Below are 14,721 nucleotides of genomic sequence, written 5' to 3' on the forward strand. Positions count from 1 at the left end.
CATCGTAATTTTGCGGTCAATCGTATTATCGAGGTAGTAATCATGAATAAGCCAGTACCTGACTGGGTAGGGCGAGACACTTTTTCGTTAAAGAGTTTGCATAAACTGGGTAGGTTAGAGCCGACCGACGATACCCAAATTAAACTGATTTTAAAGGTGCAAAGGTATGCCTGTCAGCATCTTTATGAGCGCTCATTATCGATAGATCAGAAGATTACTATTATCGATGACACTTGGAATCAAGTCAGCGCTACGGTTGCTAATACTACTCGTCTGCAAGATTGGCTGGTAAGTATGTCGCAATTGTCCGTCGTCATTGAACCATTAGAGCTAAAGGTAGTTATTCTTGAGCGCCTAGAAAGTGGGATGCAGCTTTATAACCGTAATTAATGATTTCACTTTAAAGAGGAGCCGAGTATGACAGCAGATAGTATTTTTACAGATAAACAGACTACAAAAAACGATATTAACGAAGAACGTAGTGATGAGCTTCAGATAAAGCCCATACCTTTAGCTACTTTATATACGCCACAAGCAGATAGCTACCTCTTGTCTGAGGTTGGGTTTATTGTTATCGAAGATGGCTGGAATGAACAGCTATTGCTAGCGTTAAAACAACAAACAGGTTTGGACATATTGTTTGCGCTACAAACCACAGGTAAATGTATCGATAGGTTCGAGGTTATAGACGGTATTATTATTTGCAAAGCGGATGAGGTTGGGCAGGTAACAACTGTATTTGAATCGATACTATCTGATCGCGATAAGGTTGGTATAGATGTTAATGATATCAAAAGATCCTGCGGGTCTGAAAAGACTGCTAAGTTTATACAAGCTAGGGTAATCGGTAAGCCAGACTCAGAACAAATAAGGCGTGCCGTTAATCATCTGCTCAATCAAATTCCTGAAGGTCTTAGTACCCAGTATATGATGCTTGATATTGAAAGCGATCATAAACTATCTCTTGATGAGTTTTTTAGTATCACAACTGCTGTTGAAAGTCGGATTTCTGATGATTCAGAAGTGTTTTACGGCAATAGGATGATTGATAAACCTGACCATTGCTGGATGGGGGCGATATATGTGGCTGGTTAGCCTAGCATTGACTATACATGGTTTTACTCACGTTGTGAGCGTGTCGGGTAAATGAGCGTTCATTACTTAAATCGCAAGGAGTGCAGAAAATGACAACGATTGATAAAGATTTATTTGATGATTTTATCCAAGCTCAAGATACTATCTATTCACAAGTGATTGAAGAGCTGACCCAAGGTCATAAGCGCACGCATTGGATGTGGTTTATTTTTCCACAGGTGAAAGGGCTAGGGCACAGTAAAATGTCTCGACGATTTGCAATAGAGAGTCTGGAGCAAGCAAAAGCATATTTGCAGCATGAGGTCCTTGGAGTACGGTTAATAGAGTGTGCTGAATTACTACTGCTGCACCCTGACAAAAGCGCTTTAGATATCTTTGGTTCACCGGACAATCTGAAGCTGCAATCTTCGCTAACGTTGTTTGCCTTTGCCGCTGGTAATAAGTGTGTATTTGAGCAGCTTTTATACCAGTTCTACGCAGGCAGTTACGATATAAACACTATCAAGATGCTAAAGCAAATCAATGACCAGCAATATAAGTAAATAAAACCGAATATGATTTAACTAGTGCTAAAGTTTGATACTTCTAACTACATCAAACACCATTAATTATCAGTGAGTATGGCAATGAAATACCATCTGGACGAATCATATATAGATGACACACCTAATGCATTCCTATACCAACGAATTATAAATCGTTACCCTAAGTCTGTTATCGGTTGTTTTGTTATCAGTGAGGATTGGGATGAGCAGGCGCTACTAGAGCTAAAAGAGAAGTCAGAGGCTTGGTTTTTAGTGGGATTGCACATAAATGATATGGATTTTGATCGCTTAGATATTATAGAGGGCATTGTTAGGTGTCAGCCTGAAGACGTAAGTCAAGTAGTTAAGTTATTGAATATCTGTCCACGTGGCTTAATAGGTATAGATGTTATCGATATTAAAAGCTTATTCGAAAGAGAAAAATTATATAAATTTATTCAAATTCATATAACAGATGGATTTGAAACAGATATGGCAAAAAAAGCAGCTAATGAGTTGGTTGGTCAGTTCCCTAAAAACCTTAATATTAAAGGGCTATTGCTAGGTATGGAGAGTAGCGAAAGCCCCTCACTAGATACTACTTCTTATATAGTGGCATTTATTGAAAAGAACGTTATGGCTGATGAATTATATAAGTACTACTGCACAAGTATGAGCGATGAGCCTGAATCTTTTCGATTAAGGGCAATGTATGCTGAGGGGTAGGTATAGGCTCAGATTTAAGCGTTAGTCTATAATTAAAGAACTAATCTTGATGTTTCCAGTTTTCTTGGTTTAATGGCATTTGATTGAGTAACTCTCTTCTAGATCGCCAATCAGGCATGTGAGTGTCGAGCAGGGTTTTAAATCTATCGTTGTGCTGCCGTTCTTTGAAGTGTAGCAGTTCATGCAAGATAATATATTCCAAACAAAGCAGTGGTTTTTTGGCCAGGTCTAAGTTAAGCCGTATACTGCCTTCTTCTATATTACAGCTGCCCCATTTGGTCTTCATTTTTTGGATTTGCCAATCGCTGATAGTGACGCCAGTTTTCTTCGACCATTTATCGATAAGATCGGGAGTTCTAGCTTTTAGTCGGCCCCGATAGTATTCAGTCAATAGCTTAAGTTTTACTTCATCAGATAGCCCTTTATTTACGGTTAGTATAAGCTTACCACTTTTTAGTTTTACCGTCTGAGACTTGAGGGTATCACTCTCAATAACTTCAAGTCGGTAGCGTCTTCCCCATAGATAATGCGTTTCGCCATTTACCATCTCTCGAGCCGATTGGCGCTCTTGCTTGTTAAAGGCAGCCTGCTGACGCCTAATCCAAGGTATACGGTGGATAACAGCCATACGAATGGCGGTTTCAGTCATGGCATCAGGTGCAGATATTCTGACCTGTCCATCAGGTGGCATGACGCTGATATGTAGGTTTTTAATATCTTTGCGAGTCAGATGTATATCTAGCTCACCAATCTTAATAAAGGCTGACTGAGCAATCACTGATATTCCTGCTGTGCTTTAACTAAGTTAATCAATGCGTCGATATCGATATCAACTTGATACTCGGAGACGGTCTGATGTACCGCGTTTTTGATTCGCCGCTCTTTGATTAGATGACCTTGCCAATCTGCTTGTTTATTAAGCCTAATGGCAGCGTCTACTTTATCTGCTAAGTCCTCGTTTTGATTCAAGTTATCATATAACGCGCGCTTAGCAGGAGTGTTGATAGTCTCAGGGTACGAGTCACCGCTTGCTGTGCCAGTCGGATTGATTACTTTAGAAGCTAGCCGGCGTATTTTTTGTAAGTACTCAGCGTAAGCAATGGCTTTTTGTCGGCGTAGCTCAATGAGCTCATCGAGTAGGGCAGACATATGCTCGTAGTACTTTGGGTTAACGGGGTTTTCATCGACAATCGTTTTTCGAACGTTGTTCTCTATGGTCTCTGCGACGTTTTCAGGGTTGCTCGCTATATCCTCAGGTATGGCTTTGATTAAAGCTTCAGGCCCTTGATTGACAATTAACTCAATAAGTCCTAAATCTTCAAAGTCGATAACCGTCTCGCTAGGGGTGGCATGAATATAAGTGTCTAACATCCTACGCATGGTTGGCTCATAGATTTTCATATCGATATGGTCGCCACTCATAAGCTTGATGTTATTACGAACCGACTCAAAGTGCTTTACATCGTCTTTGATGCGTTTGATTTCTTGGTCGTTATATCCTGCGTCAGACATTTCATTGGCGATGTTTCCATAAGCACGTATCAGCTTGGAGACGCTTTTATATAAGGTAAGCCGCAGTTGTTCCTTGTCTATTTTATCAGCTTCAGTCACATCTTCAATAGGGCAAAAGTAAGCAGCGTAGTCTTGTATGTTCCTAGGATACTTAACAAGCTCACACAGCCCTCTGACCATCTCTAGGGCATCATTTAAGTTTTGTTTTGCCGCACTTAAGCGGTTTTTTAACAGCCCGTCAATATCTTCATCTTCATAATCTGAAAATGCGCCTTGCGTATAATTAGAAATAGTACTGTTTAAAGACTGAAATAGATCCTGATAATCAATGATATAGCCATAATCTTTTTCTGCACCATCGAGTCTGTTAACACGGCAAATGGCTTGAAACAGATTATGGTCAGCCATCTTTTTATCAATATATAAATAGGTGGCAGAAGGTGCATCAAATCCTGTCAGCAGTTTATCTACGACTATCAACAGTCGCATTTGACCTGGTTCTTCTATAAAGCGTTTTTTAACTGCTTTTTCAAAGTCCTCTGCCTTAGAGCCCGCTTCTTGTTCGCTGATATCATAATAATCAGCAATCATCCTGCGATAAATTCGATATTTGAAAAGCTTCTCTGTCATACCTTCGCCAGTTTCTTCACCTTTGATGCTATCTGCAGTCGGTAAGTAGCTGGTCACAATTGCCACTTTGCCTTTTAAGAACGAGTTCTCAAATGCCTCATAAGATTTACAGGCTTGATAAATACTGTTACAGACAAGCATGGCATTGCCATGACCGTCCATAAGTCTTGGCTTTTGCTGCATATCGAGCAAAATATCATTGACGATACATTCTATGCGTGACTGACTAGACAGAACCCGCTGCATGGTTCCCCATTTTTGTTTGAGCTGGCTCTTAGCAATATTGGTCAAACCACGAGTATGGGCGTCGAACCACTCATCAACTTTCTTAGAGGAGGTAAGCTGTTGGTCGATGTCACGCGCTTCGTATAAAAGGTCTAACACTACACCGTCAGCGACTGCTTCATCAAACTTATAGGTATGAATAAAAGGTCCAAACACTTCGATAGATTTCTTTTTATCTTTTTTGAGTAGTGGCGTTCCTGTAAAACCGACAAACATAGCTTCTGGTAATAGCGCCTTCATAGCACTGTGCAGCTTACCAGACTGAGTGCGATGACATTCATCAACGAAGATGAATAAATCGCCTTTAGGAGTAAAGTCTGATGGTAGGCTGGCTTGAATGTCCTTTATAAAGTCGTCTGTGTCCTCTGTATTATCGTCATCATCGCCATGACGACCAAACTTATGAACCAAAGAGCAAAGCAACCAAGGGTTAGGCTGATTTAGCTGGGTAATAAGATCAGCACCGCTCTTGGTGCGATATATCGCTTCATCGACACCGAAAAATACTTTTTCAATCTGTTCATCCAGTTCGGTACGGTCGGTAATAATGAGTACACGGCTATTGGTGACATTCTCCCGTATCCATTTAGCCAGCCAAACCATGGTCAAGCTTTTGCCTGAACCTTGCGTATGCCAAATGATGCCATCTTTATGCTGTGCAATATGTTTCTTAGCGGATTGTATACCAAAGAATTGATTATGCCGGCAGGTCTTTTTAATACCTGAATCAAAGACAATGAAGTTATTAATGATATCTAAGAATCGGTGCTTATTGCACATATAATACAGATGGAAGTCTAAGGGCTGATCCGTAAAATCAGCATTCGCTAAAGTAAGATGAGTCGGTACGCTAATATCAGACTGGGGTGTATGATTGGGGTTGGCTTCTTTCCATTCTAAATAATACTTCTCAGGCGTTTCGATCGTGCCATAGCGCAGGCCTTGGGTATCATTACCTGCCATAACCAATTGTATGGTGCTAAAAAATTGTCGAATAAATTCTTTCTTTTGGTTGTCTAGGTTCTGATGAATGCCTTCGGTGACGTTGATGGTTGAGCGTTTAAGCTCGATCACGCCAAGGGCAATGCCGTTGACATAAAGGACGATGTCGGGGCGTTTTTTATTCTCGCCCATGATGGAGACTTCTTCGGCAATAGCAAAGTCATTAGCCTCAATATTATTCCAATCAATCAGCCAAATGGTCTCTTTGTGGTCGCCGGTGCCTTTTTTTTCTTTGATGCCATAGCGCAGTAGTTCGTAGACCTTTTTATTGGCATCGTATAGTTTAACGCCACTGCCTAGAGCAGCTGCTTTTTCTAGAGTGTTAATGGCTCGGTTTTGCAAGGTGCGGCTAATATTACGTGAGCTTAACCATGCGGCTAAAATCTCGGACTCAATGTTCTTGTTATTAGGACGGTCTTTAAAGTCGCCTAGATAACGGTAGCCTAGTGTATGGGTGAAAAAGCGTACGACACGGTTCTGAGTGAGTCTTTCTATGTCGGTGACGTTACTCATTCTCAATACTCCTCAATGAGCTACAAGTTTGAATAAGCTGACTAATCACGTCATCTACTGATGTTAATGAGCTAATCTCGTAGTGCACTGCTTCATCGCCTATTTCCTCATCTGTGATATGTTTGCGTTGAAGTCCATTACCTTCAAGCACATCAGTAACTTTTTGAGGGTAATCGTTTGATGAGCCGTTTTTAAACTGGACTACGAAGTTCTCTGGCGCTTTTAAGATTTCGAAGTAGTAATTACTATTCGCATAATTCCAACCTTCAATCTTAAGAGAGGCCTGCTCCTGTGTGGACTTAACGTATTGATATTCTAAATTAGAGAAGGGCATTAGTTTTTCAAGTTCATCTTTTAGCTGAATATCTAATACGACTGTGTAAAGCTCACTATGATAATGATTACGCTGAGATTGCCATAATAAAAGTACTTCTATCTCACTAATTTCAATAAATCCCTGTTCACAGTAGTCGAAAAGCTGAGGATACTGAATGAGATATTCACGCCATTTATCAAAATCATTATTAGCCAGCACTACATCACAAATACTCTGTAGTGAAGGTTTAATATCATTAGCATCGAAATCGGGATCATCTAGTACGGCTTTTACGTAAGACTGTCTGATTTCCATGGTTTCAGAGCCAATTCGTAATAATCTTTTCCAGCTGTGATCACGATTGATATTGTTTTTGAATAGTCGAGTGCTGAGCAAGTTGTAACGGTCATACGATTTCTTTTTGGTAAAATACATACCTTTAGTCAGGGTCGCTCTCTCCCACAAGTACTCTATGTCTGATGAGCTAGCAGCTATGAGGTTGAAAACAGAACCTAGCGATTGATCGTATTTCTTAAAAGTATCCAGTAAACTATTATTTTCAAAGGCGTCCCAATTACAGTTATTATGATTGCGATAGTATTCAAGAATACCGGAGAAGTTGAGTAGACAACCTACCTGTCCATTAAAGAAGGGGTGGTTTTCAGCCTGTAGGATTGCGTTCTTCCAATCATCTGACTTTAGTATGAGATGAGCTTTAATCTTCTCCTCAACAAGCTGATCTTCTGAGATTCTACTCAAGACGAGCCCAGGTCTATTAGTCAGTGTATCCAAAATAGGAGAGTCAAACTTACTTAGCTTTTCAATGGATAGAAGAGCTTCTAAAAAATCTTTTGAAGTATTAAAGATAGTATTTTCAGTTAAGTTATAAATGACACGTATCCATTCAACGAGCTCAGATTGAATGTCATTAGCATCAATGCTGTTAGCTGATTTGAGCTTTTTTGAAAGAAAACGATAAAAAGCATAGAATCGTAGCTTTTCAGGATAACTGGTATTATCTGCTAATACCTTTTCGAACATAGACACTTCTGAATAATGTGTCTTATTATATGCGTCAGGTAAGTAAGTCTTGAGATGATGGTTGTGATAGTCATCTAGATCAAGCAGATCTAAAAGAGCAATGAGATTAGTTACAAAATTAGGTGTAAAACAATTTAGTTTAGTGTACTGGGCTATTGTTAAGTGCTGTAACTTGGCTTTTTGTCCAAAAAAAGTATTGAGATTATCCTCACTTTTACTATCATTGTTCTTAGTATCGATAATATATTGGTATAGAATAATTAAGCGAATGAAGTTCATAAGCTCATCATCATAGGAATCATGCTTATCACCAACAGTCCGATACGTCCAAAACAGATCTGCCCAGTCGGTGTCGATCTTATGGATAAAGTACTCATAACCATTGACTACACCACCTCTAGCGGCTAAATCATAATTAGGCAGTTCTTTAGAAAACGACTTTATAGTTTGTTGTAGATTAGCTTTGAAGTTTTCAAATGGGGTGAGGGGCTTGCCTCGCGCGTTCATTTTGATATACAGCTCATCAGACAGTCCAAACTTGCTCAAGGGCAAAAATTGGAAAGTGATACAAGGGTTATTGCTATCCACAATCCGCAGGTACAAATCTTCATTACAGAGTGCAAATCTTTCTTCAATCGCCTTTAACATGTTAAGGCAAGCTTGCACAGTAGGATCCTGTTTCCAAGCTGAAAAAAACCAAGTGCTGTCAGCAATGAGTTGGTCAATAGTATAATCATTGATTTTGCTAGATCCGGTTGTTTGATCTATATGAAATTTAGTTAATGCCTGGTATCGCTGCTGGATAGTACCGTTAGATAGTAAAGCATTAAAAAATTCTGATGAACTAGGGCGGGTCTTATAGGTAAAGCGTGAATTACCTTTCAAGGTAAAACGTGCTTTAAACTCTGTTAAATGGTTGTATTTTACTGCCAAAAACCAATGTAATAAAAATAAAGTTGTAAGACGCTGCTGGCCATCTAGTACTGAAAGTGTGTCAGTATTGTCAATGTCGCCATATACAAAATCTAAATTTAGAGACGGTTGATCATCATAAGTTTTGTCTCTGATAAGAGCTGAAAAAAGGGAGTCTAAAAAAGCGTTTCTAACCTCTGACTGATCTTTGCGACCTTGGGCATAGTCACGTTGGATAATTGGAATTTCAATAAAGTTTACTATATCTAATAGCTCATTAAAGGTTACTCTTTCTCCCATGTTCATTATTGAGCTCCATTTTTAAAAAAGTATTCTGTTATGGTTTCTATAATAGCATCTTGATGGTTTTGGCTATCTTCTGAGCGCCAGTAAAGCATGCTATCTAAATTTTGACTGTAATACTTCAAAAAGACATTTTTGGTGCACAAAGGCACATATATAGCCTTTTTATCAAGCTCAATAATATGCTTGCGTTTAATTGGAAAGATGGCGTTTTTATAACTGCGATTGGTGTATCTATCAAGCAAAGTTAGATTGCCGATTGAGTTGTCTACTGCTTCGCCATTGCTAGGATCGTAGATCTCTATGATACTCTTATAAACATTCTCAAACTTATCTTGTTGAAAGGTTTGTGCCTGAAGGATTTGGTTAATTTCACTATTGATAAGTTGCTTTTCATTTTGTTCAGCGTCATTAAACTTGAAAGGGCTTGTATCAACTTTTGAGTTGTCTAAATAGTCTTTAACATCTATTAGCCATTTCTTTTGATTGCTAATGCCTTCAGGTATATTTGAGGCTACTGAACGTATATGCTCGACATCCCAATTCTCACTTTTATATCTATCAAATTGAAAGCGAGAGTTTGATTTGGGGTTACTCAATAAGCTGACAATATTAAAGAGTAAAAAGATACGGCGAATCTTACTCAAGTTCTTAGACTCATAATCAAGCTCTGATAAGTGATCACGGACTTTTGATTCAATTTCATCAAATGATGACAAGGCATTGAACTTAGCATCAAAAGTAAGATTAAAAACTTGACCTATAAGTTTATGTCTTAAATGTTGCTTATCTCGGCTATCTTTACTAAGTCGCATAATTTCAGGAATCGTTTTGCCCTCAGTTATTAAATAGCCGATTAAATGGAGTAATTCGCGGTTATTAAACCACTCTTCTAATGTCATCATTAAACGCTTGATGTTTTGCCATTCTTGAACCATGTCAAAGTTATCTTCTTTTAGCAGCTCATTAAATTGCAAAAAAGTGTTTAACTCATCTTTGTTATTTTCTATTTCACTATGATCTGATGCTCTAAGAGTGAGTAATAAATCAATGCGGTTTGACTCAAGGGTTTCGTTGCTCAAAAAATACCAAAAAGTATCATTTTGAAGACTTTTTTCAATGGCATCCCATTCTTGAGAAAGCGTAAGCTGCAATAGACTTTGGGCATCCTTCGATTTCGATTCTAAAGTGAAATTGCTTGATTTTAAAAACAGTGCCTTAATAAGTTCTGCACTTACCAGCGGTATTTTTCCGACGTTAAGTCTTGAAAATACTTGGGTGGGTACCTCATGGTCGCTGAGCTCATACCAAATTACTTTTACGCTCTTATTATCTAAATTGAGTAAAGGCGTTTTTATAGAGTTATATTTATCTGAGTCCTCTTGCTCATCAAACCATGATTTGATGGCTTCTTTAGCTTTATAAATATGGAAAAAGTCGATATTACTTTTGTGTCTGCTTGGATCAATACGTTCTAAGAATTCAGCCGAGTCGCTCCTTGTTTCATAGCTGATGCGATATCGTGATAGATTGTCACCACCATCGACTTCCAATAAGTAGGTTAAAATTATGTAAATAGTGGTTAGTCGTTGTTGTCCATCGACGATTTCCCAAGAGCCATCTTCACGCTGTTTGACGACAACAGGTTGTAAGCAGTAAAAAGTATCCTTTTCGGAGTTCAGTGAGGTCAGATAAAACTCTCTGATATCTTCTAATAAGTCTTGAACTTGTTTTTCTTTCCAGCGGTAGCCACGTTGATAAGCAGGGATATAGAAACTTTCATCCAATAGGTCGACTATTGGTTTCATTTCTAATTTATTATTTTGCATCTTACTTCCTTATAATTTTAATGCGCTAAACGCACTTTCCCAGTCAACAGCTGCTGCATCATGCCTTGCTTAATATCTTTGGTTTTCTCCAAGCGCTGCTGCAATGCTTGAATTTCGGCATCCATATCGGAGAGAATAGTGGCAATGGCGGTTTGTTCTGATTTACTTGTAGGGCAGGGAATCTGATAACTTTTGACTGCTGAGAGTGGGACTCTTCGGTGACCTGCACTTCCGACCATTGTGGATTCAAGATCTATCCTAAAGCTATTGCGAGTAGTCCAAAAATATATGAATTTTGAATCTGAATATTCTGTAGCTCTTAAAACATGAAATTCTGTACTTCCAAAGCCATATTTCGTTTTAAGAGTTTCAGTATGGCAACCCTTACCATTCTCAAAACAAGGTGTAATTTTAGCTAGAAGCACATCACCATTTTCAAAATAGGTAAATCCATTTTTAACCTTTTCATGACTTACAACAGTTTGATTAGCCAATTGGGCGTTTCCAGTAACATCCTGCATACCTATAAACGTTACTAATGTAGAAGGCTTTATAGGCTTTTTAGAAATAGTTGGTTCAAGTAGTTCGTCAAAATTTATAGTCTCCCAATCCTCAGGAATTCGCCCCAATTCAGTTTGTTTAAATCCTTTAGGGTTACCATCCTCACGAGTGGCAAACTCTGGCAGGCGAGTTTTGCCAGTGAGTAGCTGCTGCATCGTACCCGTCTTAATCGCTTCTTTTTTCGCAATCAGTTTTTCTAGTGACTGGATTAAATCATCGACATCAGATAGGGCAGTGGCGATGGCAGTTTGTTCTTCGATACTTGGTAACGGAATCAATAATCTACCATATTCATTCCCATTAATACCTGGTTGTCCGCTTCTCATCGAATTGACGATTACCCAAGCCCAGTACTGCTCAGTTTTTAGATATTGATGTAAGTATTTCGGATTAAGCTGCTTTTCATTAGGTGATACTTTTATCAGAAAGCCAGCGTAGATAAGAGTACCGTCTTCTTTTCTATATAAATAGGATTTACCTACACTTGCACCGGTTCTCGCTAATACGATATCGCCTTCATTTAGAATATACGAGCTCGAAAAAGGGCTGTTTACTCCAACTACCTTTTCAGGTGAATAATATCCATCCTCTGATATATCTGTAATACGAATATAAACTGGCAAATTTCCAGTTAAAGGAACCGCTGCGGCATTAATTCCATATTTAGGAGGTTCTTTAAGCAAAGATTTCAAAGGTTCGACTTCCCAATCCTTAGGAATAACGCCAACCTCAGTCTGTTTATAGCCCTCGGGTATCTTAACCTCAGTCATTATGCCACTCCCATCGCTTGTAGATGCGCTTGTAATTTCTGACTTAACGTCTCCACCTCATCGACGATTTGCGATAAAGGCTCAGCATAACGCTCATCTAGCTCTTTGATACGATTGGCAAGCTGAGCGGTGATACGCTCAATCTCATCTTCGATACGCCCTTGTAGCGTGGCGTGCCATTTGTTCTCGATCAGTAGCGTCTTGATAGCCGATTCATCCAAAGTCGGGTAGTGCTTAAATACCGCCAGATCTAACGCCTCTTGCGCTTCTTTTAATGACTTTTTCGCATTGGCTTCTAGTTCAAAATAAGCGAGTAATTTCTTAAGTGCATTGATCTCATCGCTATCACGCGCAAGCTTTAGACGCGCGTTGACGCTCGATTTAGTAAAGCTGCCTTTATCAGTGGCGGCATCCGCTAGTAAGCCTTCTTCATCACCATGCTCTTCCGTATAGTCAGCTATGGTACTCGAGGCAGTATCTAGCTCAGCTTGCATTTCATCGATATGGGCTTGCTCATCGCTATAGTAGCGCGCAATGATAAGCGCAGGCGGGATTAGCTCCGCTTTATACTTCACCTTATTAATAATCAGGTCAGGCTCTTCTTTAAGCTTTTCACCTTTGGCCACGACTAGCTTGCGCAGCTGACTACCCACTTGCCAGCCATCTTGACTAATAGCATAGACATCGTCTTGCAAGCTTTCACTCCAGTAGTCCATCAAGATTTGATAAATATCGTATTTATCGAGTAGGGGTGCTATTTCGTAGCGTTGTAGCAAATCTTCACTGATTTTATGAATAAGCGCTTTAGGTCTATCACCTTTGGCTATTTCATTCAGCTGTATGGCTTGCCACCAGTCATTGAACGGCGTTAAGCTTTGCTCAGCAAAGGCAATAAACTCAGGATGAGCCAATACTGCCGCTTTGACCTCGGTCGATGCCACGAGGCACTCGCGGTAACCGTCTCTACTGTGCGTCATTTCAGAGAATAGCGTTTTGCGTAAGTTAGGTAATACCTGCCAATAAGACTCTAGTGAGTCGATATCTGTGACAGGAATACCGCCTTTTAAATGCGCAGTCAAATCATGCTGATCTTCATCAATACTGGCATCGATATAGCGTGGAATGTTTAAGTTATAGTCGTTATCAATGATTTCATCGAGCTGTATCATTCGGCTATATCCATCTAGAGTAGCTTGAGAGTTAAAGACATCGACGATTTTGTGAATATCTTGGCTACGTAAGCGGTTTTTATTACCGTCTTTCATGTAGCCGCGGCTAGCATCTATCATAAACAGACCCGCATCACCTTTGGCTCGGCTCTGTGCGGTGTTTTTATCTATCACGATGATGCAAGCAGGGATGCCTGTACCGTAGAAGAGGTTGGCTGGCAAGCCAATGATGCCTTTGATATAGCCTTGCTTGATTAGGTTGTGTCGGATATGCGCTTCGGCATTGCCTCGGAACAGCACGCCATGTGGCAGAATCACTGCGCCCACGCCGGTGCTTTTTAAGCTTTTGATAATATGCAGGAGGAAAGCGTAATCACCGTTCTTCTCAGGCGGAATACCCCAAGTAAAACGATCAAACTCATCCGACTCTGGGTTTAAGCCACTGGTCCAGTTTTTATTACTAAAGGGTGGGTTTGCCACGATAAAATCAAAGGTCTTGAGCTGACTGCCCTCTACAAAGTGCGGAGAGGATAGGGTATTACCTTTGTAGATGTCAGCGCCTGTTGCCCCATGCAAAATCATATTCATTTTTGCCAATGCAGTAGTGGCAAAGTCCATCTCTTGACCATAGATAGTCAAACCGCGTGGCGCTTCATCACTGACCTTTAGTAGCAGAGATCCTGAACCACAGGCCGGATCATATACCGTTGCGTCTTGTGGTGTCTCGTCATCTACCCCAATAATCTTGGCTAGGATACGTGACACTTCCGATGGCGTATAAAACTGACCCTTTGACTTACCAGACTCAGTAGCGAAATGACGCATTAGAAATTCGTAAGCATCACCTAGTAAGTCATCACCATCAGCACGGTTGCCCGATAGATCTAATCCCTCAAAGATACCGATTAGCTTCGATAAGCGGTCGATATGCTCTTTGCCTTTACCCAGCTTTTCTTCATCGTTAAAGTCCGCAACGTCAATGACACCGCGTAAACCGTTAGCTTCAGCCAACTTAGCGATAATTTTATCGACCTTTTCACCGATCTCTTTATCACCCTTTAGTGCGACCATATCCTCAAAGCTACCACCTTCTGGTACTACGATATCGCCAAAAGCATCGTCTTTATATTTATCAGACACATACTTCATAAATAGCATGGTCAATACGTAGTCTTTGTATTGACTCGCATCCATACCACCACGTAGCTCATTGCAACTTGCCCAAAGGGTAGAATAAATTTCGGTCTTTTTAAGTGCCATAGTTATAAATCTTATGATTAGAAGAGGTTTTATTAGTAAAGAAATTATCGAAGAATGGTATCACATTATCGCTCGTTTGCTCACCGTATAGGTTGACTTAAAGGATTAATGGTATTGACCTCAGTGTAGTTATAGTACTGCTAAATAAGAAGGGTGTTTGAAGAAAAATAAACGCTATGTGTCATTTAGTGTCGTGAGAGGTTAGCAGTAATTTGAACGATAGCTATTTTTCAAACAAAAATATAAATGCATTTAGATATTAATTATCGACAT

The 14,721-nt window shown here is 39.7% G+C and carries 9 protein-coding genes and 1 pseudogene; 4 read left to right on the forward strand and 6 right to left on the reverse strand.

Annotation, left to right across the window (positions count from 1 at the left end):
- The 4 genes and pseudogenes from ACT3TH_RS06940 to ACT3TH_RS06955 all read left to right on the forward strand — a co-directional run.
- Positions 1-390 (forward strand): annotated as a pseudogene (locus ACT3TH_RS06940) (helix-turn-helix transcriptional regulator); the annotation flags it as partial.
- A 27-nt stretch (positions 391-417) separates the two neighbouring features.
- Positions 418-1,095 (forward strand): hypothetical protein, encoded by a 678-nt coding sequence (locus ACT3TH_RS06945; protein WP_444755127.1) that lies wholly within the window; start codon positions 418-420, stop codon positions 1,093-1,095.
- Between the two features lie 89 nt (positions 1,096-1,184).
- On the forward strand, positions 1,185-1,637 hold the full coding sequence (locus tag ACT3TH_RS06950) for a DUF1810 domain-containing protein (RefSeq protein WP_444755128.1): 453 nt from the start codon (positions 1,185-1,187) through the stop codon (positions 1,635-1,637).
- An 84-nt stretch (positions 1,638-1,721) separates the two neighbouring features.
- Entirely contained in the window at positions 1,722-2,345 is a 624-nt protein-coding gene (locus ACT3TH_RS06955) for a hypothetical protein (RefSeq protein WP_444755129.1), read from the forward strand.
- A 40-nt stretch (positions 2,346-2,385) separates the two neighbouring features.
- Here the strand turns inward: ACT3TH_RS06955 and ACT3TH_RS06960 are convergent, their stop codons facing one another.
- Genes ACT3TH_RS06960 through ACT3TH_RS06985 form a run of 6 tightly spaced genes read right to left on the reverse strand, consistent with a single transcriptional unit; the run spans position 2,386 to position 14,448 of the window.
- A complete protein-coding gene (locus ACT3TH_RS06960) occupies positions 2,386-3,123 on the reverse strand; it encodes a M48 family metallopeptidase (protein ID WP_444755130.1) in 738 nt (245 codons plus the stop codon).
- Entirely contained in the window at positions 3,120-6,287 is a 3,168-nt protein-coding gene (locus tag ACT3TH_RS06965; RefSeq protein ID WP_444755131.1) for a type I restriction endonuclease subunit R, read from the reverse strand. Before ACT3TH_RS06965 ends, ACT3TH_RS06960 begins: the two co-directional genes overlap by 4 nt.
- Positions 6,280-8,862, reverse strand: coding sequence for a GmrSD restriction endonuclease domain-containing protein (locus ACT3TH_RS06970; RefSeq protein ID WP_444755132.1), 2,583 nt, complete (start codon positions 8,860-8,862; stop codon positions 6,280-6,282). The genes ACT3TH_RS06965 and ACT3TH_RS06970 overlap by 8 nt, the downstream gene beginning before the upstream one ends.
- The gene (locus ACT3TH_RS06975) at positions 8,862-10,688 is read right to left on the reverse strand and encodes a DUF262 domain-containing protein (RefSeq protein ID WP_444755133.1); all 1,827 of its coding nucleotides are present in this window, start codon (positions 10,686-10,688) and stop codon (positions 8,862-8,864) included. Before ACT3TH_RS06975 ends, ACT3TH_RS06970 begins: the two co-directional genes overlap by 1 nt.
- 17 nt (positions 10,689-10,705) lie before the next feature.
- Positions 10,706-12,019: a restriction endonuclease subunit S gene (locus ACT3TH_RS06980; RefSeq protein ID WP_444755134.1), complete on the reverse strand. Its 1,314-nt coding sequence runs from the start codon at positions 12,017-12,019 to the stop codon at positions 10,706-10,708.
- Positions 12,019-14,448, reverse strand: a complete 2,430-nt coding sequence (locus ACT3TH_RS06985) for a type I restriction-modification system subunit M (RefSeq protein WP_444755135.1) — start codon at positions 14,446-14,448, stop codon at positions 12,019-12,021. Before ACT3TH_RS06985 ends, ACT3TH_RS06980 begins: the two co-directional genes overlap by 1 nt.
- Positions 14,449-14,721: the final 273 nt, after the last annotated feature.

This window comes from Psychrobacter sp. AOP22-C1-C5 (assembly GCF_052378885.1).
Taxonomy (GTDB): Bacteria; Pseudomonadota; Gammaproteobacteria; order Pseudomonadales; family Moraxellaceae; genus Psychrobacter.

Excerpts from the sequence above, each read along its gene's own strand:
- ACT3TH_RS06950 (WP_444755128.1), top strand. The coding sequence starts at position 1,185 with ATGACAACGATTGATAAAGATTTATTTGATGATTTTATCCAAGCTCAA.
- ACT3TH_RS06955 (WP_444755129.1), top strand. The coding sequence starts at position 1,722 with ATGAAATACCATCTGGACGAATCATATATAGATGACACACCTAATGCA.
- ACT3TH_RS06970 (WP_444755132.1), bottom strand. The coding sequence starts at position 8,862 with ATGAACATGGGAGAAAGAGTAACCTTTAATGAGCTATTAGATATAGTA.
- ACT3TH_RS06980 (WP_444755134.1), bottom strand. The coding sequence starts at position 12,019 with ATGACTGAGGTTAAGATACCCGAGGGCTATAAACAGACTGAGGTTGGC.
- ACT3TH_RS06985 (WP_444755135.1), bottom strand. The coding sequence starts at position 14,448 with ATGGCACTTAAAAAGACCGAAATTTATTCTACCCTTTGGGCAAGTTGC.
- ACT3TH_RS06965 (WP_444755131.1), bottom strand. The coding sequence starts at position 6,287 with ATGAGTAACGTCACCGACATAGAAAGACTCACTCAGAACCGTGTCGTA.
- ACT3TH_RS06975 (WP_444755133.1), bottom strand. The coding sequence starts at position 10,688 with ATGCAAAATAATAAATTAGAAATGAAACCAATAGTCGACCTATTGGAT.
- ACT3TH_RS06945 (WP_444755127.1), top strand. The coding sequence starts at position 418 with ATGACAGCAGATAGTATTTTTACAGATAAACAGACTACAAAAAACGAT.